24 protein-coding genes and 1 tRNA gene are annotated in these 24,086 nt (G+C 44.6%); 13 read left to right on the forward strand and 12 right to left on the reverse strand.

Annotated features, from left to right (window positions below; translation table 11 throughout):
• Positions 1-17 precede the first annotated feature (17 nt).
• Complete coding sequence (locus L3J70_09925; protein ID MCF6236670.1) at positions 18-560, reverse strand: DUF1566 domain-containing protein; 543 nt, start codon at positions 558-560, stop codon at positions 18-20.
• An 18-nt stretch (positions 561-578) separates the two neighbouring features.
• On the reverse strand, positions 579-2,663 hold the full coding sequence (locus L3J70_09930) for a DUF1566 domain-containing protein (protein MCF6236671.1): 2,085 nt from the start codon (positions 2,661-2,663) through the stop codon (positions 579-581).
• A gap of 52 nt (positions 2,664-2,715) precedes the next feature.
• On the opposite strand from L3J70_09930, the gene pyrF reads away from it, so the two are divergent.
• The 6 genes from pyrF (at position 2,716) to L3J70_09960 (ending at position 8,075) form a co-directional block, all read left to right on the forward strand.
• Complete coding sequence (pyrF, locus tag L3J70_09935; protein MCF6236672.1) at positions 2,716-3,441, forward strand: orotidine-5'-phosphate decarboxylase; 726 nt, start codon at positions 2,716-2,718, stop codon at positions 3,439-3,441.
• Positions 3,442-3,463: 22 nt separating this feature from the next.
• Positions 3,464-4,882, forward strand: coding sequence for an acetyl-CoA carboxylase biotin carboxylase subunit (locus L3J70_09940; GenBank protein ID MCF6236673.1), 1,419 nt, complete (start codon positions 3,464-3,466; stop codon positions 4,880-4,882).
• Positions 4,883-4,896: 14 nt separating this feature from the next.
• Positions 4,897-6,711 (forward strand): sodium-extruding oxaloacetate decarboxylase subunit alpha, encoded by a 1,815-nt coding sequence (gene oadA, locus L3J70_09945; protein ID MCF6236674.1) that lies wholly within the window; start codon positions 4,897-4,899, stop codon positions 6,709-6,711.
• A 20-nt stretch (positions 6,712-6,731) separates the two neighbouring features.
• Complete coding sequence (locus L3J70_09950) at positions 6,732-7,322, forward strand: Maf family nucleotide pyrophosphatase (protein ID MCF6236675.1); 591 nt, start codon at positions 6,732-6,734, stop codon at positions 7,320-7,322.
• Positions 7,315-7,911 (forward strand): peptidoglycan binding protein CsiV, encoded by a 597-nt coding sequence (locus tag L3J70_09955; GenBank protein MCF6236676.1) that lies wholly within the window; start codon positions 7,315-7,317, stop codon positions 7,909-7,911. Before L3J70_09950 ends, L3J70_09955 begins: the two co-directional genes overlap by 8 nt.
• An 87-nt stretch (positions 7,912-7,998) precedes the next feature.
• Positions 7,999-8,075, forward strand: a tRNA-Arg gene (locus L3J70_09960).
• A 3-nt stretch (positions 8,076-8,078) separates the two neighbouring features.
• On the opposite strand, the gene L3J70_09965 is transcribed toward L3J70_09960, so the two are convergent.
• The 10 genes from L3J70_09965 to L3J70_10010 all read right to left on the reverse strand — a co-directional run bounded on the left by L3J70_09965 (position 8,079) and on the right by L3J70_10010 (position 15,257).
• On the reverse strand, positions 8,079-8,141 hold the full coding sequence (locus tag L3J70_09965) for a hypothetical protein (protein ID MCF6236677.1): 63 nt from the start codon (positions 8,139-8,141) through the stop codon (positions 8,079-8,081).
• Positions 8,142-8,234: 93 nt separating this feature from the next.
• Entirely contained in the window at positions 8,235-8,717 is a 483-nt protein-coding gene (locus tag L3J70_09970) for a phosphatidylglycerophosphatase A (protein MCF6236678.1), read from the reverse strand.
• Entirely contained in the window at positions 8,707-9,684 is a 978-nt protein-coding gene (thiL, locus tag L3J70_09975) for a thiamine-phosphate kinase (protein ID MCF6236679.1), read from the reverse strand. The genes L3J70_09970 and thiL overlap by 11 nt, the downstream gene beginning before the upstream one ends.
• Before the next feature lie 18 nt (positions 9,685-9,702).
• On the reverse strand, positions 9,703-10,152 hold the full coding sequence (gene nusB / locus L3J70_09980; protein ID MCF6236680.1) for a transcription antitermination factor NusB: 450 nt from the start codon (positions 10,150-10,152) through the stop codon (positions 9,703-9,705).
• Positions 10,149-10,619, reverse strand: coding sequence for a 6,7-dimethyl-8-ribityllumazine synthase (gene ribE / locus L3J70_09985; protein MCF6236681.1), 471 nt, complete (start codon positions 10,617-10,619; stop codon positions 10,149-10,151). The genes nusB and ribE overlap by 4 nt, the downstream gene beginning before the upstream one ends.
• 26 nt (positions 10,620-10,645) lie before the next feature.
• On the reverse strand, positions 10,646-11,743 hold the full coding sequence (ribB, locus tag L3J70_09990; GenBank protein MCF6236682.1) for a 3,4-dihydroxy-2-butanone-4-phosphate synthase: 1,098 nt from the start codon (positions 11,741-11,743) through the stop codon (positions 10,646-10,648).
• Positions 11,740-12,399 (reverse strand): riboflavin synthase, encoded by a 660-nt coding sequence (locus L3J70_09995; GenBank protein ID MCF6236683.1) that lies wholly within the window; start codon positions 12,397-12,399, stop codon positions 11,740-11,742. Before L3J70_09995 ends, ribB begins: the two co-directional genes overlap by 4 nt.
• Before the next feature lie 2 nt (positions 12,400-12,401).
• Positions 12,402-13,511 (reverse strand): bifunctional diaminohydroxyphosphoribosylaminopyrimidine deaminase/5-amino-6-(5-phosphoribosylamino)uracil reductase RibD, encoded by a 1,110-nt coding sequence (gene ribD / locus L3J70_10000; GenBank protein ID MCF6236684.1) that lies wholly within the window; start codon positions 13,509-13,511, stop codon positions 12,402-12,404.
• Between the two features lie 21 nt (positions 13,512-13,532).
• Positions 13,533-13,985, reverse strand: coding sequence for a transcriptional regulator NrdR (gene nrdR / locus L3J70_10005; protein MCF6236685.1), 453 nt, complete (start codon positions 13,983-13,985; stop codon positions 13,533-13,535).
• A 15-nt stretch (positions 13,986-14,000) separates the two neighbouring features.
• The gene (locus L3J70_10010; GenBank protein MCF6236686.1) at positions 14,001-15,257 is read right to left on the reverse strand and encodes a serine hydroxymethyltransferase; all 1,257 of its coding nucleotides are present in this window, start codon (positions 15,255-15,257) and stop codon (positions 14,001-14,003) included.
• A 167-nt stretch (positions 15,258-15,424) separates the two neighbouring features.
• Here L3J70_10010 and L3J70_10015 point away from each other — a divergent pair, with 167 nt between their 5' ends.
• From L3J70_10015 to L3J70_10045, 7 genes are all read left to right on the forward strand, one after another.
• On the forward strand, positions 15,425-17,572 hold the full coding sequence (locus L3J70_10015) for a transporter substrate-binding domain-containing protein (GenBank protein ID MCF6236687.1): 2,148 nt from the start codon (positions 15,425-15,427) through the stop codon (positions 17,570-17,572).
• A gap of 328 nt (positions 17,573-17,900) precedes the next feature.
• The gene (locus L3J70_10020; protein ID MCF6236688.1) at positions 17,901-20,768 is read left to right on the forward strand and encodes a monovalent cation/H+ antiporter subunit A; all 2,868 of its coding nucleotides are present in this window, start codon (positions 17,901-17,903) and stop codon (positions 20,766-20,768) included.
• Complete coding sequence (locus tag L3J70_10025; protein MCF6236689.1) at positions 20,768-21,121, forward strand: Na+/H+ antiporter subunit C; 354 nt, start codon at positions 20,768-20,770, stop codon at positions 21,119-21,121. Before L3J70_10020 ends, L3J70_10025 begins: the two co-directional genes overlap by 1 nt.
• Entirely contained in the window at positions 21,122-22,660 is a 1,539-nt protein-coding gene (locus tag L3J70_10030) for a monovalent cation/H+ antiporter subunit D (GenBank protein MCF6236690.1), read from the forward strand.
• Positions 22,660-23,163, forward strand: coding sequence for a Na+/H+ antiporter subunit E (locus L3J70_10035; protein ID MCF6236691.1), 504 nt, complete (start codon positions 22,660-22,662; stop codon positions 23,161-23,163). Before L3J70_10030 ends, L3J70_10035 begins: the two co-directional genes overlap by 1 nt.
• Entirely contained in the window at positions 23,157-23,426 is a 270-nt protein-coding gene (locus L3J70_10040; GenBank protein ID MCF6236692.1) for a K+/H+ antiporter subunit F, read from the forward strand. Before L3J70_10035 ends, L3J70_10040 begins: the two co-directional genes overlap by 7 nt.
• A gap of 113 nt (positions 23,427-23,539) precedes the next feature.
• Positions 23,540-23,857 carry a Na+/H+ antiporter subunit G gene (locus L3J70_10045; GenBank protein MCF6236693.1) on the forward strand — a complete coding sequence of 106 codons (318 nt, stop codon included), beginning with the start codon at positions 23,540-23,542 and terminating at the stop codon, positions 23,855-23,857.
• Positions 23,858-24,086 lie beyond the last annotated feature (229 nt).

A 24,086-nucleotide genomic window follows, 5' to 3' on the forward strand; every position in this document is an offset into this window, starting at 1 on the left:
CAGAGGTTCCTTAATTATTATTTCCAGTCTCTGACCAGTCGTGCATAAGCACGGGTGTTGAACTCATCTTTGTCATTGAGTGTGATCTTGCCATCATCAAAGTGCGCCGCCCATGCTTTGTAGGGAGAGGAAAAGGAGGTTGAACTGCTCCAGAAAGAGACGCGTGATGTGTTACTGAAAACATCCAGGTTAATAGCTGGACTCATACAGCGGTGTTCCACGATTGATTCAAGCTCTTTTATATTAGGAATTCGCCAGTCACTGTAGTTTCGTGAATTACCTATTTTTCCTTGGTTAAGTTGCTGTATATATTGCAGTAAGCCTTGCCAGGTATAAACGTTTGCCTCGTCATCACATTGCTCATTTTTGACATTGTAGCGAGTGCCTTCAGTGCATTGCTTCCACATCAAGCCCGTTTTAGAGTCAATAACAAGGCCATCATTTTTGGCAAAACGATCAGAAGGCGTTGAGGGCGCTTGGTTTTCGTCGCAGATCTGAGCCAGAGTGGCGTTTGTGGTAATGAGTGCAAGCAGTGTAGTGATTAATAAGGCGTATTGCATTTAAATGGAATCCAAAGTTTATTGGGGTGAATATACCAAACGTACAAACCATTCTGTATCTTTTTTAACCGCTCCAGACTCGCCTTTCATATAGTCAACAATCAAGGCACGCTCTGATGCGGCGAAAGTTCTTTGTCTTGTAAGGAACTCTTTGAGAACAGCTCTCACATTATCTTCATTTTCTATTGTAATTTGCAGGCCTTCTTCAGTCGTTATTGTTATGCTCTGATCGGCAGGTGAAGCATCAATCAGCTGATCGACATAAAGTGTCAAAGCTTCCTCTTTTATTGCTGCAATAAATTCAGTTTCAGCGTCGCTATTATCTCTGTATTGAGACTCTACAATGATTTCATCCTTGATCAGGCTTCTGATTTTCTCTCTATTTTGTTTTAAAGCAACCACTTCTTTAGCGATTACAATATGAGCTTCTTCATCACCTCTTATTTTGACATCATATATGATGACTGCTTTTGATGGAGAGGTGTTTTGGCTCCAGTAATTCAATGGGGGTGATCGTCGAGCAATAATAGGGTAAGGGAAATAATTACGATCAACCGCAGGGTGGCTTGCACCGTAGTTAACGATGGAGAGTAGTTCACTGCGTGTTGGAAGCCGCCATTGATTAATTCCACAAAGTGGCTCTGTTGTTGTATTGATGGCGTTCATGTAAGCATAGGTGTCGCAGCCGTTATAGTCGCACTCATCTAGGCTTTTTTTACCTTCACTACTGTTTTCAGCCAAGGGGTTGTACCAGGTGTATTTTGCATTGTGATATTGCAAATCTGCATCAGCACTTTTATTTTCCCAGATTAGACCCGTGACATTGTCTTTTACGCAGAACCATTCAGCTGCCGTTGGTGGCAGTGAGTTTCCTTCCATATCCAGTTTTGTAAAATTAAAACCAGCATGGCCATCGCTGTCATCATTTTGAGTGGCATCACGGCCATAGAGAGCGTCTTGTTCAGGAAAGAGTTCCAGAGTGCTTTCAAGTGTTTCCGCTTCACATGTTGTATCGTTATCTTCAATCTGTTGCTCAGTGCATACCTTGGCAAGGTCGAGCGTATCAAAATATTGAACTACATCTTTGGTTTTGTTGGATGCGGTCAAAGTGATGCCGGTATCATTGAGTGTTTCAAGGTTATCATCAGAGACAATAATTCCAGTGGCTGTGAGTTGTCTGGACTTGGCAGCGATTTCGCTGTCTGAAATATTGCTTAAACTTAAAGTAAAGGTTTCGTTAGCTTCGGCTTGAGTATCGCCATGAACAGGGACTGAGATCGTTTTTTCCAGCTCGCCTGGGTAAAATGAAATTTCACCAGAGACGGGTGAATAATCGTTGTTGGCGGTTGTGGCAGTGCCATCGGTGGTTTGGTAGTTAGCTGTAACACGGCTCTCGAATTTATCATTGAGTGACGCAGTGAATTGCAGTGTTTCTGTGCCTTCATTGCCTTCGGTAATCACTTTATTGCGAATTTTTATCGCATAGCCGTCATCATTGTTAATTGTGGCGCGGCCTGTCATCTGTTTGCCTTCCTGACCCTGACTGGATGTTGCGATGGTTAATTTTACGTCAAAATACTCATTGGCTTCGGCTTCATTATCACCATAAACAATGATTTCGATTGGCTTGCTGGTTTTTGCTTGCTGAAAGACGTTTTCTCCTGTGGCCGGATCAACGACACTTCGACCTGGAAAGAAAAAAACTTGCCCTTTTTTTGGCTCATAGTCATTTTCGCCGGCTGTTGCAGAGCCATCAACAGTGGTGTAATCGACGACTATTTTTTCTGTTTCTTTACGAACAGGTACGTCAACTGTAACAGAGAATGTTGCTTTAAATTTGGGGCGTTCATCAGGTTCAGAACCATCTTCATTCAGCTCAATATTACCTTCAGCAATGAGGATGTCACTGATGTTTACTGTGGGGGGAATCAGGCTTTCTGCATCAGGATCATAATCAATATCAATCTCTTCAATGCATGAAATCAATGAGAGAGTGATTATAATCACGCTAGTGATCAGTGAAGTTTTTTTGAATAGATGAAGTACAGCGGCCATTACTTGAATCATTAAAAGAATTGAAATTAATGTGACAGTATATTCCAATAGAGGTTCCGGTAAAATGGCGGTAACTAAATAATCATGAGAGTATTAAGTAATGACTGAACAAAGCTTTTTATCTAATAAACCGATCGAAATGAAAGATCGCCTGATTTTTGCTCTTGACTTTGAAAATACCAAAACAGCGAAGGCCATGGTGGAAACATTAGGCGATGCCGTCACTTTTTATAAGGTGGGTATGGAATTGTTCATGGCAGGGGGCTACTTTGAATTGATTGACTGGTTGATTGCCAGAGATAAAAAAGTGTTTGTTGATCTTAAATTTTTTGATGTGCCACAGACCGTCAGTTCCGCCATAAAGAGCTTAAGTGATAAAGGTGCAACATTTGCAACCATTCATGGGAATGATGCGATGATGAAAGCAGCAGCGGCCACAAAAGGAGACTTGAAAGTGTTGGCGGTGACTGCTTTGACAAGCCTTGATCGGGGCGACTTGGATGATCTGGGATTTCAGTGTGATGTTGAGCAACTGGTGCTGTCACGCGCAAAACGGGCATTAGAATCAGGTTGTGATGGAGTGGTCTCTTCTGGATTAGAAGCGAAGAGCTTGCGCGAATCACTGGATTCAAAGTTATTAGTGATTACACCCGGTATTCGCCCTGTGGATAATGATGATGATCAAAAGAGAGTTGTTAATGTAGAAACAGCTTTTCGAAATGGTGCCGATTATATTGTCGTAGGGCGGCCGATTAAATTGGCAGATGATCCATATAAGATGGCATGTGATATTCAGAATAAAATAAAAAAAGTCTTTATGGAGTAGAGATAATTCAAGGAGCAGGGTGGTGATAAAAAAAATACTCATTGCAAATAGAGGGGAAATCGCAGTAAGAATTGTGCGAGCCTGTGCTGAAATGGGTGTGAAATCAGTCGCGGTCTATACCGATGCAGATCGCTACGCACTGCATGTTAAAAAAGCGGATGAAGCTTATAATTTGGGGCCAGAAACAGTGGCTGGATATTTAAGTGTGCATCGCTTGGTGAATCTGGCCGCAGCGACAGGCTGTGATGCAATTCATCCGGGGTACGGGTTTCTTTCAGAAAATCCAGACCTAGCAGCGGGCTGTGAAAAGCGTGGAATTCAGTTTATTGGCCCGAGTGCGGCGGTTATTCGTCATATGGGTGATAAAATTGAGGCACGCAAGGCGATGATTAAAGCGGGTATTCCAGTCACGCCAGGCAGTGATGCCAGCCTGGAAAGTCTGGATGAAGCGCTGCTTTGTGCTCAGCGTGTCGGTTACCCCATCATGCTTAAAGCCACTTCGGGGGGCGGTGGGCGCGGCATTCGTCGCTGCTCCGATGCTGAAGATCTTAAAAACAATTATGAACGAGTCATTTCAGAGGCGACAAAAGCTTTTGGCAGTGCTGAAGTTTTTCTTGAGAAGTGTATTGAAAACCCTCGTCATATCGAAATGCAAATTCTGGCAGATCGCCAGGGTCACGTCATTCACCTCTTTGAACGCGACTGCTCAATACAGCGTCGTCATCAAAAGCTGATTGAAATTGCACCTTCACCGCAACTGAGTGATGAGCAGCAAAAATATATTGCAGATTTGGCTGTGCGTGCGGCAAAAGTGGTGGAGTATGAAAATGCTGGAACGGTAGAGTTTTTGCTTGATGATAAAGATAATTTTTATTTCATGGAGATGAATACTCGCCTGCAAGTTGAGCATACGATCAGTGAAGAGATTTCCGGTGTTGATATTGTTCAAGAGCAGATCAAAATTGCTTCCGGCTTACCGCTTTCGTATCAGCAAGAAAATATCCAACGCCGTGGTTTTGCCATGGAGTTTCGCATCAATGCAGAAGATCCTAAAAATGATTTTCTGCCCAGCTTTGGTCGTATTACACGCTATTTTGCGCCGGGTGGCCCCGGCGTTCGTACCGACAGCGCCATTTACAGTGGCTATGAGATTCTCCCTTATTATGATTCGCTGTGCGTTAAGCTTACGGTCTGGGCGATGACATGGGATGAATTGCTGGCGCGTGCAACACGAGCACTGGGCGATATAGGTGTGTACGGTATTAAAACAACCATTCCATATTACCTGGAAATTTTGAAACACCCAGACTTTCGCAAAGGTGAGTTCGATACCAGTTTTGTAGAAACAAACACAGAGTTGGTGAATTATTCAGAGCGCCGCCCACCGAGTGAACTCGCTGCCGTGATTGTCGCTGCAATTGCAGTTCACAAAGGATTATAGAAAAGGAATCGACGATGGCACAAGTTCAGATTACCGATACGACACTGCGTGATGCCCACCAATCCCTGTTAGCCACTCGATTTCGTATAGAGGATATGCTGCCCATTTGTGAAAAAATGGATCGAGTCGGTTTTTGGTCATTGGAGGTTTGGGGCGGTGCGACCTTTGATTCTTGCATTCGATTTTTGAAAGAAGACCCTTGGGAACGATTACGGAAATTCAGAAAAGCACTGCCGAATACTCGTTTGCAAATGTTACTGCGAGGGCAAAATTTACTGGGTTATCGTCACTATTCTGATGACGTAGTACGTGCCTTTGTGCAAAAGTCAGCGGATAACGGCATGGATGTTTTTCGCGTATTTGATGCACTAAATGATCTTCGTAATGTGCGCGTTTCGATTGAAGCAGTTAAAGCGGCAGGCAAACACGCACAAGGCACGATCTGCTATACCACCAGTCCGGTACATAAAATTTCAATGTTTGTTGAAATGGCATGTGAATTGGAGTCGATGGGCTGTGACAGCATTGCAATTAAGGATATGGCTGGACTGCTGACTCCTGGTGTGACGGCAGAGCTTGTTTCAGCACTGACTCAAGCGGTCAATATTCCACTGCACTTGCACAGTCATGCCACTTCAGGGTTGTCAGAGATGTGTCAACTTAAAGCCGTTGAAAATGGTTGTTACCATATTGATACAGCAACTTCTACGCTTTCTGGTGGAACTAGTCATCCCGCAACTGAAAGCATGGTCGCTGCATTTAAAAATAGTCAATATGATACGGGTTTGAACCTTGAATTGTTACAAGAAATTGGTGCCTATTTTTATGGTGTTCGAAAAAAGTATCACCATTTTGAAAGTGAATTCACCGGCCTTGATACCCGTGTGCAAGTCAATCAGATTCCAGGTGGTATGATTTCCAATCTGGCCAATCAGCTGCGTGATCAAAATGCGTTGGGGCGTATGAATGAAGTGATGGCAGAAGTGCCCAGGGTTCGAGAGGATCTGGGGTATCCACCTCTGGTGACACCATCGTCACAAATTGTGGGCACACAAGCGGTATTAAATGTATTAACAGGTCAGCGTTATAAAAGCGTAACCAATGAAGTAAAAAGCTATCTGCTGGGGTATTATGGAAAACCTCCTGCAGCTGCCAATGATGTTGTGCGGCAACAGGTCTGTGGTGATGAAGAAGTGATTACCTGTCGCCCTGCAGATTTACTTGATGATGAGATGGCTCAATTGCGCCAAGAGGTCGGCTCTCTGGCTGAATCAGAGGAAGATCTGTTGAGTTATGCGATGTTCCCTGATATCGGGCGCGAATTTTTGGAACAACGTGCAGCGGGAGCGCTGGAACCAGAGCCATTGGAGCCTGTGATTTCTGGTGAGATCGTTTGTGGTATACCGCCGATTGAATTTAATGTGGCATTGCATGGTGAAAAATATCATATAAAAATTGCAGGAAAAGGGCTATCAGGGCAAAGTAGTCGAGCTTTTTATGTTTTGGTGGATGGTGTTTCAGAAGAAATTATTGTTGAAACATTGGATGAGCTGGCAACAACTGAGGTATCAGAATCGGTTGATAAAAATGGCAGCACTCGGCCACGTGCTGATGCGCCAGGGCATGTGAGTACATCAATGCCAGGAGTGATTGTTGACGTTCTTGTCAGCGAAGGTGATGTCGTAAAAGAGGGGGATTCGTTGGTCGTGGTGGAAGCGATGAAAATGGAGACTGAAATTCAAGCTCCTGTTAGTGGTAAAATAATGGCAGTTCATGTAAAAAAGGGGGATCATGTTAACCCTGATGAGATGTTGATTCAGATTGATTAGAGTTTTAAAAGAGGTATCCATTGGCCGTTGTAAAGCAGCAAATTGTTTTAGCATCAAGCTCCATTTATCGAAGAGATCTGCTTCGTAAGCTGGTGGTTGAGTTCAGTCGTTATTCTCCTGATATTGATGAAACTCCCTTGCCAGATGAGTTGCCTGAGGCGATGGTACGTCGTTTGGCGACACTAAAAGCTCAAGCAGTTACTGAAAAATACTCTAATGCCTTGGTGATCGCTTCAGATCAAGCGGCCGTGGTGGATGGTCAGGTGTTAGGTAAACCTGGGAATTATGAAAATGCATTGGAACAACTGCTTTTAGTGTCTGGCAAGTCTGTTGTTTTTCATACGTCACTATGCCTGCTTAATAGTGCAACCGGGCATATGCAAACGGCTGTTGAGCCTTTTATAGTACACTTTCGTTCATTGACTACCGATCAAATCGGCAACTATCTGCGACGTGATAAACCCTATGATTGTGCGGGTGCATTCAAGTCGGAAGGGTTTGGTGTTGTGTTATTTGAAAAAATGGAAGGGGATGACCCCAATGCTCTTGTTGGGTTACCATTAATTCGTCTGCGGCAGATGTTTGAGCGTGAGGGTATTTATCTTGTTTGAAGCGATGTTGTTAAGAGTTTATTTTAAAGTTTTTCTAATACTTTTTCTGGTGTTATTCAGTGTTAATAGTTGGGCTTCATCAAAAGCACCTCGCTGGTTTGAAATTGAACTCGTTATTTTTGAAAACAGGGATTCATACTGGATGGATTCAGAGCAGTGGCCAGACGATGTGGAGCCGCCTTCTTTTGAGGACGCATTGGAATTGTTTCAACAAAAAGCACTAAAAACAACGCGATTGGAAGGGGTGGCTAAACGTATTTCGCGCTCTTCAAAATATAAATTACTGATGCATAAAGGGTGGTTGCAATCAGTGAAACCCCGAGATGAAGCGATTGGGGTTCGGCTGACAAAGACCATAGGAGAGAATACACTTGATGGTATAGTAAAAATAAGTGTGGAGCGTTATCTTCATGTGAACATTGATCTGTTGTACCAGAAAGAAAATGAGGGTTTTAAAAGCTATACAATTAAAAGTAAAAGACGGATTCGCAGTAAGGAACTGCACTATTTTGACCACCCTCTGGTCTCAGTGCTGGTATTGGTGACACCATATGAAGAAAAGACTGAAAAAGAATCAAATAAAAAATAAATGAAGGTCACTTCTTTCACTTTAAAAGGCATACTTAAGCTTGACATCGGTTGGTTGTATCAGCATAATCCACCGCTCTTTAGATACGCGCCCGTAGCTCAGCTGGATAGAGTACCTGGCTACGAACCAGGCGGTCGGGAGTTCGAATCTCTCCGGGCGCGCCATATTTACTCAATCACCACAAACTGCCCCATCATGTCCTCATGTTCAAGAATATGGCAATGATACATATAAGGGTATCTGGGTCGGCGAAATCACTGTCTTTACAACCTGATGTATTGTCAATGTAGTCTTCGAATTTAGCAATAATTCGTACCGTTTGGTTATAGGCTCACCCAGTAAATCAGTTGTAATCCACCCAAGGCGAATATACCGGCAAGCACATCGTCAAGCATAATGCCCAAACCGCCATGAACATGCCGGTCAAGCAGGTTGATGGGCCAGGGCTTCCAGATATCGAATAACCTGAACAGTAAAAAACCTATGACGATCCAGAGCCACCCGGGGGGGGCGGCAATCATGGTGATCCAGAATCCAACAAACTCATCCCATACGATGCCTGGATGGTCATGCACTTTCATCGCTTTGGCAGTCACATCGCAGAGCCATATTCCGAATAGTGCTGCAACTATTACAAACAATAGGTAACTGCCAAGAGTCAAATTTTGAATGATAAGGTAGATGGGAATTGCTGCGAGTGTGCCGTAAGTGCCTGGGGCTTTCGGCAGTAAGCCACTGCCAAAACCAAAGGCTAAAAAATGGACAGGTGTTTTTAAAAAACTGGCTGGAACGTGTTTATGTTTCATTGAAGTGATCAAAGCCGTGTTGTTTTATATTAATGATTTTTTTGTTGCCATCAAGGCAGCGTAAGCCCAACTGTTTTTCGATGGCTCCTATGCAGGTGAAGTCGCATTCAAAAGAACGCATGATCTGTTGTGCTCTCTTTTGATTTATTTGAGGAATTGTTAAAATTAGCTCGTAATCATCGCCGGCAGTTAATGGCAGTGTTAAGTCATCTACTTTTGAAATGAATGATTTAAAAGAGGACGACAGTGGAAGTTTGTCTGTGTGCAGGGTTGCTCCCACTTGGCTACGATCTAAAATATGAGAGAGATCGGCGACCAGTCCATCAGAAATATCAATCGCCGCATGAACCAAGCCTTGTAACGCCAGCGCTTCCGCTACGCGTGGCTCAGGACAATCTAATCGTTGCCTTAAAAGCTGAACTTCACTTGTTGTTGGTTTCAGATTTTCTTGCCAATGTTTAAGAGCCAGCCCAGCATCACCTAAAGTACCCGTGACATAAATTAAATCACCCGTCTTCGCGGCACTTCTTAAATAGCCTTGATCTGTTTTTATTAATCCAAAAATTTGTACAGTGATGCTTAATACAGAGCCGCGAGTGGTATCGCCACCAATAAGTTGCACACCAAATTGGTGAGCCAGATCTGAAAAACCTTGAGAGAACTCTTTTAGCCATAAAGAGTCATTGTCTGGCAGAGTGAGAGCGAGCGTTGCCCACGTAGGTTTTGCTCCCATTGCAGCCATATCACTGAGATTCACGGCCAGTGCTTTATGGCCGATGGCTTTAGGGGGTGTCTCCTTTGGAAAGTGAACCGATGAAATTAACGTATCAACAGCAATTGCCAGCGATTGTCCTGGAGGCACATTAACAATCGCCGCATCATCACCAATGCCCAGTGCAACATCGTCACGCTGAGTTGTTGCATGGGTGAAAAATTGCTCTATCAGGTTAAATTCAGGGCTGGCCATCGCCTGTTGCGTATAAATTTAAGTTGACGGTTTTTTAGCGGAACGCTTTATTGCCACTTCTTCAGGCCGAATCTGGTGAGCGAGTTTATCTAAAACACCATTAATAAACTTATGGCCTTTATCCGCCCCGAACACCTTGGCGAGTTCAACACCTTCATTGATAATCACTCGATAAGGCAGCTCAGGGCGATACATTAATTCATAGGTGCTCATGCGAATAATAGAGCACTCAACTGGGTTGACCTCTTTTATAGGGCGATCAAGAGTCGGGGCTATTTTTTCATCCAACGCCTCAATGTGCTTAATAGTTTGACTCAGCAACTCATTGAAATATTTTTTATGAACCTTGTCTACAGGGCGTGTTTCGATAAACTGTTTTTCAATATCACTGGCGGATTGACCCGTCAATTGCCACTGATATAGTGCTTGAATGGCACTGCGCCGTGCTAGACTTTTTGGACGGCTCATAATTTTTTCAATAAACTAATCATTTCAATGGCTGAAAGTGCAGCATCAACGCCTTTATTACCTGCTTTAGTACCGGCTCTTTCAATGGCTTGCTCGATAGTATCAACGGTTAATACACCAAAAATAATCGGCAAATCATGTTGCATTGAAACAAACGCGACACCTTTTGAGCACTCTCCAGCCACATAATCAAAATGGGGTGTGCTACCACGAATCACTGCACCAAGAGCAATGATGGCATCGTATTTTTTGCTGGCTGCCAGACGCTGCGTGGCGATGGGGATTTCAAAAGCTCCGGGCACGTAGATCACATCAATATCTTGTGCATTGATGCCGTGGCGTTTCAATGTGTCTATCGCACCGCTGAGCAGAGGCTCTACAATAAAACTATTGAAGCGACCTGCGACGATCGCAATTTTGGCCGAACCGATATTGAAGTTACCTTCGATGATGTTAATTTCTTTCATTTTTTAGCCTTAATCTTAATCATATATTATTTGATATATTCAGTGACTTCCAGTCCGAAGCCGGATAAACCATGGAGTTTTTTTTGTGATCCCAGTATACGCATTTTTCTAACGCCCAGGTCATTAAGTATTTGTGCGCCTAAGCCGTAAAGGCGTAAATCTTCACCGACTGGCGGGGTGGGCAGATTAATGCCTTGTTGCTTTAGTTGGATGTTTTGAATGCGTTTTATTAGCTCGTTTTCATTTTCAGGCAGCCTGAGCAGAACCAGTGCGCCATACTTTTCATCAGCAATGCGTTGCAGTGCGGTGCGCAGGGCTAATTTTTTGTTATGAAGCTCACCTAATATATCAGTGAGACTGTCTTGAATATGAACTCTGACCAAGGTGGGTTGAGTGGGTGTGATATCGCCAAGCGTTAATGCAAAGTGTAGTGACTGATGCAGAGTGTCACGGTAGGCGGTGAGTTTGAACGTGGCAAACTCTGTTTCAAATGGGCATGTCGCCACTCTTTCGATATTTTTTTCATGCTGGGTACGATAATGAATCAAGTCGGCAATCGTGCCCATTTTCAAGTTGTGTTGCTTTGCAAACAGCTCCAGGTCTGGGCGGCGTGCCATGGTGCCATCGTCATTGAGTATTTCGACGATGACGGCTGCGGGTTCCAAACCTGCCAGTCTGGCAAAGTCGCAGCCACCTTCAGTATGGCCAGCTCGGGCAAGCACACCGCCGGGCTGTGCCATGACAGGGAATATGTGACCGGGCTGGCTGATGTCTGAAGGTTTTGCACTAGCCGCAATCGCGGCTTGCACGGTGGTGGCTCGATCAGCCGCTGAGATTCCTGTGGTGATCCCTTTTGTCGCTTCAATGGAGAGCGTGAAGTTGGTCGCATGTTTTGCGTCTGTACCGCTGACCATGAGCGGCAGGTTCAGTTGCTCGCAGCGCTCACGGGTTAATGTCAGGCAAACCAGGCCTCGCCCATATCGAGCCATGAAATTAATATCTTCAGGGCGTACGCAACTGGCGGCCATGATTAAATCGCCTTCATTTTCACGATCTTCGTCATCCAGAATAACGACCATTTTTCCTTGGCGGATGTCATTAATAATTTCTTCAGTGCTGTTCATGAGATGAATCCATGCTCTTGCAGGAGAGCACTTGTGATGCCCGCACTGTTTGGAGTGGCAGCTTTTTCGCCTAATATTAAACGCTCAAGGTAGCGGGCGATCAAGTCAACTTCTAAGTTCACGGCAGTCCCTATTTTATGGTGGCCAATAATTGTTTCCTGCAATGTGTGCGGAACGATATTGAGTTCAAATTCAGCGCCATTGACGGTGTTGACTGTCAAGCTGATGCCATCAATACAGATAGAACCTTTTGTGGCAATATATTTTGCAAGTTCAGCGGGGGCTTTAATGGTAAAGCGTACTGATTGACCATCTTGACAACGCGCGGTGATTGTACCGATGCCGTCAACATGGCCGCTGACCAAATGCCCACCTAAATGAGTCGTTGGTGTCAGTGCTTTTTCCAGATTAACAGGACTTCCCTGTGAAAGCACAGACAGTGTAGTGCAAGCGATGGTTTCATTGGAAACGTCTGCACTAAAGCTTTGCTCGGTGAGCACCACGGCGGTCAGGCAAACACCATTGACAGCAATGCTGTCACCCAGTTGGGTATTGGTCAGATCCAGATTGCCGGTATTAACCGTGAGGCGCTGGCTGTTGGGCGTTTTTTCAATACTCGTAATTTTACCAACGGCCTGTATGATTCCTGTAAACATAATTAATCCGCAGCGTTATTGACTTTTGCAGTGATTCGCCAATCTTTTCCAACTGCGCGTATATCCGTAATATTTAGATCAATACGATCAGTCATTTCCGATAAACCTGGCAATTGGAATAGAGGCTTTGCTGTGCTGCCCATTAAGTGAGGAGCCATATAGATGATGAGTTCATCTATGAGTCCAGCAGTTAACATGCCACTGCTGAGCGCCGAGCCAGCCTCTACAAGCACTTCGTTGACCTGTTGTATTGTCAGTGTATCCATGAGCGCGGTTAAGTCAACATGCTGACCTTTTAACGGCAATTGCAAAACTTCAATATTGGCGTGTTGAACAATCTGGCGTGTGACTTCGGTGTCCGGTGATCCTGTGGCAATAATTGTGCGGCCTTCTTGAGTCAGTATTTTTGCACTTTCAGGGATTCGTAAATGCGTATCGACAACAACACGTAATGGTTGCATGAATTCATCGGCATCAACATCTCTAGCGGTTAATAACGGGTCATCCACCAAAATGGTGTTGATTCCGGTAATAATTGCCGAGCTGCGTGCGCGTAACCGGTGCACATCTTTTCTGGCTGCCGGTGAGGTGATCCAGCGACTTTCTCCACTGGCCATTGCTGTCCGTCCGTCCAGGCTCATGGCAAGTTTGCAGCGTACAAAGGGACGGCCTTTTCGCATGCGTGAAATGAAACCTGGATTAAGTGCTTCAGCGCTGTTTTCTGAAACACCACTCTCAACTGTTATGCCTGCTTGAATAAGCTCTTGTATGCCACAGCCTGAAACAACAGGGTTTGGATCTTTCATTGAAATCACAACGCGTCGAATTCCCACGCGAATCAGTGCATCAGTGCAGGGTGGAGTCAGGCCGTGATGGCAGCAAGGTTCCAGAGTGACATAAGCCGTCGCACCATGAGCGAGATTTCCAGCAGCTTTAAGTGCATGAATTTCAGCATGAGGCTGGCCAGCATATTGATGCCAGCCTTCACCTACAATTTTATCATCACGCACAATAACGCAACCCACACGAGGGTTAGGGTCTGTGGTGTATAAACCACGTTCGGCCAGCTTTAATGCATGAGCCATATATTGAAAGTCGCTACTGGATGCCATGATTTTTTTGTATGGGGCTATTTATTTGTTTTCTAAACGTTCGACTTCTTCACGAAAAGCGCTGACATTTTCAAAGCGAAGATAGACGGAAGCAAAGCGTACATATGCAACTTCATCCAGCTCTCGCAGTTCATTCATAACCCATTCGCCCAATGTACGAGATTTGACTTCTCGTTCACCACTGCCGCGTAACTGGTGTTTGATGCGATTAAGCGCAGCATCAATGCTTTCTGTGCTAACAGGCCTCTTTTCCAGTGCTCTTAAAATACCGGTGCGTAATTTTTCATCGTTAAATGGTTCACGGCATCCATCACTTTTGATGATGCGAGGCATGACAAGTTCAGCTGTTTCATACGTTGTGAAACGCTCACTGCAAGAAAGACATTCTCGCCGCCGCCGCACCATGTCACCTTCACTCGTTAAACGTGAATCAATGACTTTGGTATCAGCTTTGAAACAGAATGGGCAGCGCATCAGGCTATTTTATGCTTAGTTGCTGTAAACAGGGAAGCGTTGGCACAACTCCAGCACTTGTTGTTTAACGCGTGCAATAGTTTTCTGATTGTTGACATCATCAAGGATATCGCAAATCCAACCAGCCAATAGCTTGGCTTCTTCTTCTTTGAAGCCACGAGTGGTCATGGCCGGTGTGCCGATGCGAATACCGCTGGTGACAAAAGGCGATTGAGGGTCATTAGGCACGCTATTTTTGTTGACTGTGATGTTAGCAGCGCCCAATGCGGCATCCGCTTCTTTTCCTGTCATACCCTGCTTGATCAAATCGATCAAAAACAGGTGATTATCTGTTCCTTTAGATACAATGTTATAACCGCGTTCAATCAGCGTATCAGCCATCATCTGAGCGTTAATAATGACCTGTTTTTGGTATGTTTTAAATTCAGGTAATAAAGCTTCTTTAAACGCAATGGCTTTGCCCGCAATTACGTGCATTAATGGGCCACCCTGAGTTCCTGGGAATACCATGGAGTTGAGTTTTTTCTCAATGTCGAGATTGGCTTTGGCAAGGATGATTCCACCGCGCGGTCCACGTAAAGTTTTGTGAGTGGTGCTGGTGGTGATGTCGGCAATATTAACAGGGCTGGGGTAGTGACCCGCAGCAATTAAACCGGCCACATGAGCCATATCCACAAACAGGTAGGCATCAATTTTATCGGCAATATCACGAAAACGTTGCCAATCAACAACACGAGAGTAAGCACTGAAACCCGCAACAACCATTTTAGGTTTATGTTCCAGAGCTAATGCTTCAACTTCATCGTAATCAATTTCACCCGTTTCAGTGTTTAAACCATATTGAATGGCGTTAAATATTTTTCCTGAAAAATTGACTTTAGAACCATGTGTTAAATGGCCGCCATGAGCCAGACTCATGCCCAAAATGGTATCGCCCGGTTTTAACAGTGCGAGGTAAACGGCTGCATTTGCTTGAGAGCCAGAGTGGGGTTGTACGTTTGCGTAATCAGCACTAAACAGCTCTTTTAAGCGATCAATCGCAAGTTGTTCAATCACATCAACATTTTCGCAGCCGCCGTAATAGCGTTTGTATGGGTAACCTTCGGCGTATTTATTAGTTAGCACCGAACCTTGAGCTTCCATGACGCATGGGCTGGTATAATTCTCTGATGCAATGAGTTCGATATGCTCTTCTTGGCGAACAGTTTCACTCTCCATTGCGGCCCAAACTGCGGGATCAAAATCGGAAATACGTACCTTACGAGAAAACATCGGCCACCTGCACTTGCTTCAAATCAAAAAAGGGCGTAATGATAACCGATTGCTTGAAAATATCCTACCTGCTGCGAGCCAAACAAATGATCCTTGAGTATGCTTATGAATAAATGTAAAAGAGCCGATAAAGTAAAATGACTCGGTAATATGATTTTATGCAGATAATGCGGCAAGTATTTAATATAAAGAACGGTTCATTTGTAGCTGTGTTGCTGCTCTGTTTGGCAATACTGCTTTTGTCTGTTTTTACCTCATCAGAGATACCGCAACAAGAAAACTCTCAGTTAGATTTGCAAATAATTCCACCCGAATTTACCTCTGAAACAGGCGATTTGGGCGCTATTATGGAACGGGGTGAGCTGCGCATTTTAATGAGTGCTGAAGAAGGTCCCTATTTGCCGCGCAAAGGTTCCCCCATTGATTTTGAAATTGAAGTTGCCACCAAATTTGCCCAAACCTTGGGTTTGAAGGTTAAAACAGTTTATGTGAAGAGATTTGAAAAACTATTGCCCGCTCTATTGGCGGGACAGGGTGATTTTATTGCTGCAAACTTAACGATTACAAAGCCTCGTAAAGAACGGATTGATTTTACGGTACCGCTGGCGCACGTCAAAGAGCAGCTAGTTTATCGTGTCACCGACCACTCCCCTATAGATAATGTTTCTCAGATTGTTGGGCGTACGATTGCTGTACGCAAGTCGACCTCTTTTTGGCAAAGCCTCATAACTTTGAAGGCGTTATATCCTGGCTTCAATATTGAAGCACTGCCTGAAAGCTACAGTAATGAAAGAATTATGGAGTTATTGGTCAGTGGTCAAATAGATTTGACGATTGAAGATAGTAACACTTTGGAAACCTATAGAAATTATAGAGATGATGTGCGAGTTGGTTTTGATGTCACGCAAGATCGAGCGGTTGGCTGGGGTGTCAGGAAAAGTAACCCACTACTGCTGGAGGCTTTGAATCGTTTTTTAAATCTGGAGCAGCTGACTCGGCGTCAAACTGTATATTATCAGGATGACCTGCCTGGCATAGAGAAACGCAATACATTGCGCGTACTGACAAAAAATGATGCCGCCAGTTATTTTTTGTGGCAAGGCGAATTGATGGGGTTTGACTACGAATTAATTCGTAAATATGCAAAACAAAAAGAGTTATGGTTGGAAGTGATTGAAGTTCCTGATCATATGCAGATGGCTGAAATGTTAGTTGATGGGCAGGCTGATATTATGACGGGTTTCTTAATGCCGTCGAATTCTATTGAAAAAAAAGGTGTAGCTTTTAGTGAACCCTATCATTTTACAGCCAACGTTGTTGTGGCTCGCGAAAATGATTCTGTATTAATGAATGCTGATGACTTGTCTGGAAGAGTTATTTACGGTTTCGCAAATAGCTCGGGTTGGAGGAGTTTGCAGTTATTGCAAAAAGAGCAGGGTGGCTTTACTTTGATTCCTATTGGTGAAGAGCTGTCGGCTGAAGATATTTTAGATCGTGTTGATGATGGCGTGTTTGACTTGGCAGTACTTTATCGGCATGAGGTGGAAGGTGAGTTAAAGTGGCGACGCGGTATTAAAGTGGCTTTAACCTTGAGTGATGATATCCCTCATGTTTGGGGGGTGCGTGAAAATAACATAGAGCTGTTAAATAGTCTCAATGAATTTATTCGTAAAGAGTATAAGGGGCTGTTTTATAATATTGTTCATCGCCGATATTTTGAATGGGGGTCGGATAAAGATTCGACAAGGGTCGGTCGTACCAAGGATAAAAATAATCAAGGCTTAACCCCCTATGATGGTTTAATAAAAAAGTATGCGGGCATCTATGGCGTAGATTGGCGCTTGGTGGCGGCTCAGATGTATCAGGAAAGCCGGTTTGATCCATCGGTAATCTCGTGGGCTGGAGCGCAGGGTTTGATGCAGGTGTTACCACGCACGGCTGAGTCGATGGGCGTTGGAAATCTAACAGATCCTGAGTCGGGAATTAAAGCGGGTGTTAAATACCTTGCATGGTTGCGTGAACGTTTTGAACAAGAGCTTTCGGTTAAAGACCGGCAGTGGTTCGTCTTGGCATCTTATAATGCAGGCTTGGGTCATGTGCGTGATGCACGGAGTTTGGCGACTCAAAAAGGGTGGGATGCAGATCGTTGGTTCGATAATGTAGAGCGCGCCATGCTGCTTTTATCCAAGCAAAAATATGCCAGTCAATCTAGGCATGGTTATGTGCGAGGGCGTGAGCCTGTTCAGTATGTTCGCAAAATAAAACAGCGCTACGAAGCTTATATTCAGCAGGTTGAATCACTGGTGTCCGGTTAAATATTGCCAATTATTGAACAAGAGCATTTCTCTGAGCGCCACCTAAAAACTGGGTCAGTTGTTCTATAGTCTTCAACTCTTCTAGTTTCATGATCATTTTCATCGTTGGATGATGAGCGACTTTTAACCAGTTTTGACCGTTTCAGGCTCATTTCATATTGGACAAGGCTAAATATGGACTCTATTAGAGATTGTGATAAGCTTTCTTGCTTTGTTTTAAAGTCGCCAAAAAGACTGTTTTAAGTATGTTTAAACTTATTTTAGGGTGTTTGAAAGGCTTAAAACTTTTATCAGATTAATTTTATAACACAGGTAGCTCATGACATTAATGACGACGCTTTTAAGTTTTAACTTGCCAATTGCGGCTTTGCTTCCTTTTGTGGGAGCGATTTTTGCCGCATGGGCAGCCAATATAAATCGTTTGGCTTCGGCATGGGTAGCGGCTTTTGTGACCACTCTTGCGTTGGCCTTTTTGGCACCGTCCATGGCCATGGTGTTTGCCGGTGAAACCTTAATTCAGAGCTGGACATGGATTCCCGCCATTGGGCTGGAGTTTGCATTCCGTTTCGACGGTTTGGCGCTGTTGTTTGCGTTGCTGATTTTAGTCATTGGTCTGTTGGTTATTATTTACGCCCGTTACTACTTATCTAAAAAAGATTCGATGGGTCGATTTTTTGCCTATTTATTGATGTTTATGGGTTCCATGCTCGGAATTGTTCTGTCTGAAAACTTGATTCAGATGGTGGTTTTTTGGGAGTTGACCTCACTTACCTCTTTCTTATTAATCAGTTATTGGCAACACCGTCAAGATGCTCGTGCAGGCGCGCGCATGGCCTTAGTGATTACCGGTGGTGGTGGCCTAGCCTTATTGGCGGGTGTGTTGCTGCTAGGCCACGTGGTGGGCAGCTACAACTTAACCGATGTGTTGGTGGCGGGTGAGTTGATTCGTGGACATGATTTATACCTTCCTATTTTAGTGTTGATTTTATTGGGTGTGTTTACCAAGTCGGCACAGTTTCCGTTTCACTTTTGGTTGCCTCATGCGATGGCGGCTCCTACGCCAGTATCGGCGTATTTGCACTCCGCAACGATGGTAAAAGCGGGAATTTTCTTATTAGCGCGTTTCTTTCCCGTGTTGTCAGGTACGCCTGAGTGGACTTGGTTAGTAGGGGGGGCAGGCTTAATTACCTTTTTACTGGGGGCTTATTTTGCGTTGTTTCAACACGATATTAAAGGGTTGTTGGCGTACTCGACTATCAGTCATTTAGGGTTAATTACCCTCCTGTTTGGTTTTGGAACTCAGTTGGCTGCGGTCGCGGCAATTTTTCATATTATTAACCACGCTACCTTTAAGGCCTCGCTGTTTATGGTGGCGGGTATTATTGACCACGAAACCGGAACGCGTGACATGCGGCGACTTAATGGCTTGTTTAAATACATGCCGCATACCGCCGTATTGGCGATGATTGCCGCCGCCGCAATGGCAGGGGTGCCACTCTTAAATGGTTTCTTGAGTAAAGAGATGTTTTTTGATCAAGCACTCACCGCCTCAGATAGCTCTGTTTGGGCGTGGGCGATTCCTATTTTAGTGGTGTTTGCGGCGGTTTTTTCGGTTGCTTACTCCCTACGTTTTATTCACGATGTTTTCTTTAATGGTGAACCAGTCGATCTGCCTAAAACACCGCATGAGCCGCCACGTTTTATGAAAATTCCAGTCGACCTGTTGGTCATTGTCTGTTTAGCCGTGGGTATGATTCCAATGTTTACCGTTGCCCCCATCTTAGCGATTGCAGTGGCAGGCACGCTCCAAACCACGCCGCCAGAATATAGTTTAGCCATTTGGCACGGCTTTAACTTGCCATTGTTAATGAGTTTTGTGGCATTGGTGTTGGGTGTATTGGTTTATACGATGCGTAAACGCTTATTTGAATGGCATGAATCTGGTGTGGCGCATTGGGATGCCCGTATCATTTTTAATGCCGTGTTAGGTGCCGTGGGTGCCTTTGCCAGCAGCGTAACGCGTTCGTTTGATAAAGGCTCATTGCAAAACGCCACCATCTGGGTCATTGCGACGGCGTTATTGGCTGGCTTTATTGGGTTTACGACGGTCTCCGCCCCTCTGTTCGGCGATCGTGAGTTGCTCCCCGTGGATGGCGTGAGCCTGTTAGCCATTGTGATCTTAATGGTTGCCAGTGTGCTGACTATGGCATGGCATCGAAAACGTTTAGTTGCTTTGGTGATGTTGGGCGTGGTCGGGTTAATTATTTCGTTAATTTTTGTTAAATTTTCCGCACCAGATTTGGCCTTAACACAGCTTTCGGTCGAAATCGTAACCGTTGTTTTACTGTTATTGGCGTTGTACTTTTTACCTCAAACCACCCCCAAAGAGACCAGCGATTTACGTGTAAGCCGAGATATTGTCATTGCATTGCTCTCAGGTGTTGGGGTAACGCTGTTGACCATGGCGGTGCTCACACGTGATTTTGCACCGATTTCAGAGTTTTTCTTATTAAATTCCGTACCCGGTGGTGGTGGAACCAATGTGGTAAACGTGATTCTAGTGGACTTTAGAGGAACCGATACCCTCGGTGAAATTGTTGTGCTGGCCTTAGCGGGCTTGGGTATTTTTGCCATGTTGCAAGGCATGAAACTGCACGCACCCGTCCAAGACAGTGTTGGGCGCGTTTGGAATCGCGACCTCCACCCTGAGATCATGCAAACCCTAACGCGTTTGTTGTTGCCGTTAATGCTGATGATTGCCATCTATATTTTCTTACGCGGGCATAACTTACCCGGTGGTGGTTTTATTGCAGGCTTAATTGCCGCCGTGGCCTTAATTGTGCAATACCTCTCTAACGGAATTGCGTGGACCAATGACCGCCTTAAGTTTGATATGCACTGGGTGATCGGGTTTGGTCTATTGATTGCCACGGCTACAGGACTTGTAGCAATGGGGCTGGGCTATCCCTTTATGACCACCGCATTTACCTATTTAAATTGGCCAGTGGTAGGCAAGTTTGAAGTGGCCAGTGCCATCGCCTTTGATTTAGGGGTGTTTTTAGTCGTGGTGGGTGCAACCGTCATGAGCTTGGTTGAACTTGGTAAATTAAGTAACCAGTCTCACCAAACACAGCCCAACTTAAACGACTCAACTCAACCTACATCCGCGCTTAAGTCGCAACAGGAGACAAACTAATGGAGTGGCTTATTTCTCTCGCAATCGGTGTGCTCACCGCAACGGGTGTGTACTTAACTTTACGGGCGCGTACTTTTCCTGTGGTGTTGGGATTAACCTTACTGGCGTATGCCGTTAATATCTTTTTGTTCGCCATGGGGCGTTTAACCGTTGGCTTGCCCGCCGTGATTGATAAAACGGCCGAAGCGGCACAATACAGCGACCCTTTACCACAAGCGTTGGTGCTCACCGCCATTGTTATCGCCTTTGGAATGACCGCCTTTTTAATCGTACTGGCATTGAAAGCGCGTGGCGAACTCGGCAACGATCACGTAGATGGTTTGGATACCGAATCAAACAAGGAGGCCAAATAGATGAGTCACTTAACCGCTTGGCCAGTCTTTTTACCCCTGATTACAGGCTTTATTCTTATTTTGGCGCACATGGGCGGCATTCGCCTACAGCGTGCCATCAGCTTCTTAGCCGTGATTGGGCTGGTGTTGTTGAGTGTTGCGCTTATTTTGGCCACCTCTACCGATCAATATCAGGTCTATTTGCTCGGAAATTGGACGGCACCATTTGGGATTGTTCTGGTGCTGGATCGTCTGTCGGCACTCATGGTCTTAATTACCTCACTGCTGGCAGTGGGAGCTCTGTGGTACGCCATGACCACCGATACCGATAAAAAAGGCGCGCACTTTCATATTCTGTTTCAACTGCAACTGTTTGGGTTAAACGGCGCGTTTTTAACGGGCGATGTGTTCAATCTGTTTGTCTTTTTCGAGGTCTTATTGCTGGCCTCTTACGGACTGTTGTTACACGGCAATGGACGTTTGCGAACCAAAGCAGGTTTGCACTATGTGGTGATTAACCTTGTTGGCTCGACCCTGTTCTTATTTGCCGTTGGCGCACTGTATGGCGTACTGGGAACACTTAATATTGCCGATATGGCGGCTAAAATAGCCGTAGCGCCGCAAGAAGACCTAGGCGTAATTGCCGCCGCAGGGTTATTATTATTAGTGGTGTTTGGGGTTAAAGCGGCCATGTTCCCACTGTATTTGTGGATGCCAAGTGCTTACGCCAATACTTCGGCTCCCGTTGCTGCTCTGTTTGCGATTATGACCAAAGTGGGAATTTACTCCATTATTCGAATTCATGGCACCATTTTTGGCAGTGAAGCAGGTGAGTTATCCTATTTCTACGCACCGTGGGTATTAGGGCTTGGTTTAGTCACGCTATTTTTAGCGGCACTGGGCGTGATGGCCGCGCGCGGATTACGTGAGCAAGTTGCCTATTTGGTCTTGGCATCGGTTGCTACCTTATTGGTCGGGGTCGGGCTTATGAGTGCCGAGGCACTCAACGCCACGCTCTACTACCTCATTCACTCCACCTTAATTGCAGGGGCGATGTTCTTATTGGCCGATGTGGTGTTAAGAGGGCGTGGTGCCTATGAAGATCGATTTGAAAGTGGGCCATTTATGCCCAATGCTATTTTGATTGGTTCCGTCTTTATGATTGGTGCAATTGCTATGACGGGTATGCCCCCCTTGTCTGGATTCTTTGGTAAAGTCTTGATTTTAAGTGCCGCCTTAGACGATTCATGGTTTGCTGTGATTATTACCGTGGTTTTGGTGTCAGGGCTTATTACCATCTTGTCGATGGCACGTTCAGGGTCATTGATTTTTTACCGCACGTTATCCGACGAGTCGATTTCCTCCTCCGAACGTGGCGAACCGTTAAATCGAATGGCATTTATTGCGGTCATTGGGTTACTGTTATCCAGTCCCATTTTGGTGGTTTTTGCACAACCCATTACCGCGTTTACCGAAGCGACCGCGCATCAAGTCTTTAACAGCGCTGCTTACATCGAGGCCGTACTGTCCACCCCAATGGTTACGGAGGCAAATAAATAATGAAAACGTTATTCAACAAAGTTCTTCCTCATCCTATTCTAACCCTTGTTTTATGGGGCGTTTGGTTACTGCTCAATAACACCGTTGGGGCAGGACACATCGTTCTTGGGTTAATTTTAGCCATCTTCATTCCTTGGTTCACCTCAGGGTTTTGGCCAGAAAAAATACGCATTCAAGCGCCCTTAACCCTGTTAAAATTTTTAGGCGTAGTGTTGTGGGATATTCTGGTGGCCAATATGGCGGTTGCGAAACTGATTTTAAGCCGTAATGAAAACCTAAAACCTGGGTTTTTTTACATTAACCTAGACATCCAAACGCCATTAGGCATTAGCTTGTTAGCCAATACCATTTCACTGACACCCGGCACGGTTTCGTGCGACTTAACTGAAGACCGAAAACAACTGTTGGTTCATGCGTTGCACATTGAAGACATTCCCGCAACGATTAAAGAGATCAAAGCGCGCTACGAAGCGCCCTTAAAAAAGGTATTTACAGCATGTTAGAAACCGTTTTATTGATTGGGTTTGCAATGGTCAGTGTTGCCATATTGCTCAGCTTTTTACGCCTAGTAAAAGGGCCCGACGTGCCAGACCGTATTTTAGCGCTCGACACCCTATATATAAACTCCATCGCCTTATTGGTGTTGCTCGGGCTTTACTTTCAAAGTGCGCTGTATTTTGAAGCCGCACTGTTGATCGCCGTAATGGGCTTTGTAGGCACCATTGGCTTAAGTAAATATTTGCTTCGTGGCGATATTATGGAATAAACGCAACACCCGTTGTTACAAATAAATAACATAAGAAGAAACATCGTATAAAATTTTATCCCCCCTCTATTCAGCGTTATAAAGCATAGGGGACAATTTGAAAAGGAAAAAACATGTTTGAATGGATTTTATCTGCACTTATCTTAATCGGTGCCTTTTTTACCCTAGTGGGCTCAATAGGGCTATATAAACTGCCTGATTTTTTCATGCGCCTGCATGGCTCAACCAAAGCCACAACCTTAGGAGTAGGGGCGCTGTTAATCGCCTCGGCACTGTACTTTAGTTTCAAAACAGACGACATAAGCCTGCATGAAATTTTAATTACCGTCTTCCTATTCATTACCGCACCCGTTAGCGCACACCTAATGGCAAAAGCCGCTATTCACATTAAGCTAAAACAAGTTGAAAACACTCAAAACCAAATGAAGTAAAGTTATTTTTTTGAGATTTTAGTGCTCTTTAATTTACCCTGTTTTATTCCATAAGATGATGATATTTTACTTATTTTTTAGAGCTTGTTTGTCATGACTATGGGAAATATGCTGTAAATAAAATCTATAATTTATATCTTCGTGCCCAGTCATTATTCAAGTAACATTAACACTTGATAATATTATTTATATGTAATATTGTGGTGTTAAGTATGACTTGACAGGGCTA

The organism is Gammaproteobacteria bacterium, assembly GCA_021648145.1.
Taxonomy (GTDB): domain Bacteria; phylum Pseudomonadota; class Gammaproteobacteria; order JAADGQ01; family JAADGQ01; genus S141-38.

What these genes read in the sequence shown, in the direction of transcription:
- L3J70_09925 (MCF6236670.1), bottom strand. Translation starts at nt 560, where the DNA reads ATGCAATACGCCTTATTAATCACTACACTGCTTGCACTCATTACCACA.
- pyrF (MCF6236672.1), top strand. Translation starts at nt 2,716, where the DNA reads ATGACTGAACAAAGCTTTTTATCTAATAAACCGATCGAAATGAAAGAT.
- oadA (MCF6236674.1), top strand. Translation starts at nt 4,897, where the DNA reads ATGGCACAAGTTCAGATTACCGATACGACACTGCGTGATGCCCACCAA.
- L3J70_09970 (MCF6236678.1), bottom strand. Translation starts at nt 8,717, where the DNA reads ATGAAACATAAACACGTTCCAGCCAGTTTTTTAAAAACACCTGTCCAT.
- thiL (MCF6236679.1), bottom strand. Translation starts at nt 9,684, where the DNA reads ATGGCCAGCCCTGAATTTAACCTGATAGAGCAATTTTTCACCCATGCA.
- nusB (MCF6236680.1), bottom strand. Translation starts at nt 10,152, where the DNA reads ATGAGCCGTCCAAAAAGTCTAGCACGGCGCAGTGCCATTCAAGCACTA.
- ribE (MCF6236681.1), bottom strand. Translation starts at nt 10,619, where the DNA reads ATGAAAGAAATTAACATCATCGAAGGTAACTTCAATATCGGTTCGGCC.
- ribB (MCF6236682.1), bottom strand. Translation starts at nt 11,743, where the DNA reads ATGAACAGCACTGAAGAAATTATTAATGACATCCGCCAAGGAAAAATG.
- L3J70_09995 (MCF6236683.1), bottom strand. Translation starts at nt 12,399, where the DNA reads ATGTTTACAGGAATCATACAGGCCGTTGGTAAAATTACGAGTATTGAA.
- ribD (MCF6236684.1), bottom strand. Translation starts at nt 13,511, where the DNA reads ATGGCATCCAGTAGCGACTTTCAATATATGGCTCATGCATTAAAGCTG.
- nrdR (MCF6236685.1), bottom strand. Translation starts at nt 13,985, where the DNA reads ATGCGCTGCCCATTCTGTTTCAAAGCTGATACCAAAGTCATTGATTCA.
- L3J70_10010 (MCF6236686.1), bottom strand. Translation starts at nt 15,257, where the DNA reads ATGTTTTCTCGTAAGGTACGTATTTCCGATTTTGATCCCGCAGTTTGG.
- L3J70_10015 (MCF6236687.1), top strand. Translation starts at nt 15,425, where the DNA reads ATGCGGCAAGTATTTAATATAAAGAACGGTTCATTTGTAGCTGTGTTG.
- L3J70_10020 (MCF6236688.1), top strand. Translation starts at nt 17,901, where the DNA reads ATGACGACGCTTTTAAGTTTTAACTTGCCAATTGCGGCTTTGCTTCCT.
- L3J70_10025 (MCF6236689.1), top strand. Translation starts at nt 20,768, where the DNA reads ATGGAGTGGCTTATTTCTCTCGCAATCGGTGTGCTCACCGCAACGGGT.
- L3J70_10030 (MCF6236690.1), top strand. Translation starts at nt 21,122, where the DNA reads ATGAGTCACTTAACCGCTTGGCCAGTCTTTTTACCCCTGATTACAGGC.
- L3J70_10035 (MCF6236691.1), top strand. Translation starts at nt 22,660, where the DNA reads ATGAAAACGTTATTCAACAAAGTTCTTCCTCATCCTATTCTAACCCTT.
- L3J70_10040 (MCF6236692.1), top strand. Translation starts at nt 23,157, where the DNA reads ATGTTAGAAACCGTTTTATTGATTGGGTTTGCAATGGTCAGTGTTGCC.
- L3J70_10045 (MCF6236693.1), top strand. Translation starts at nt 23,540, where the DNA reads ATGTTTGAATGGATTTTATCTGCACTTATCTTAATCGGTGCCTTTTTT.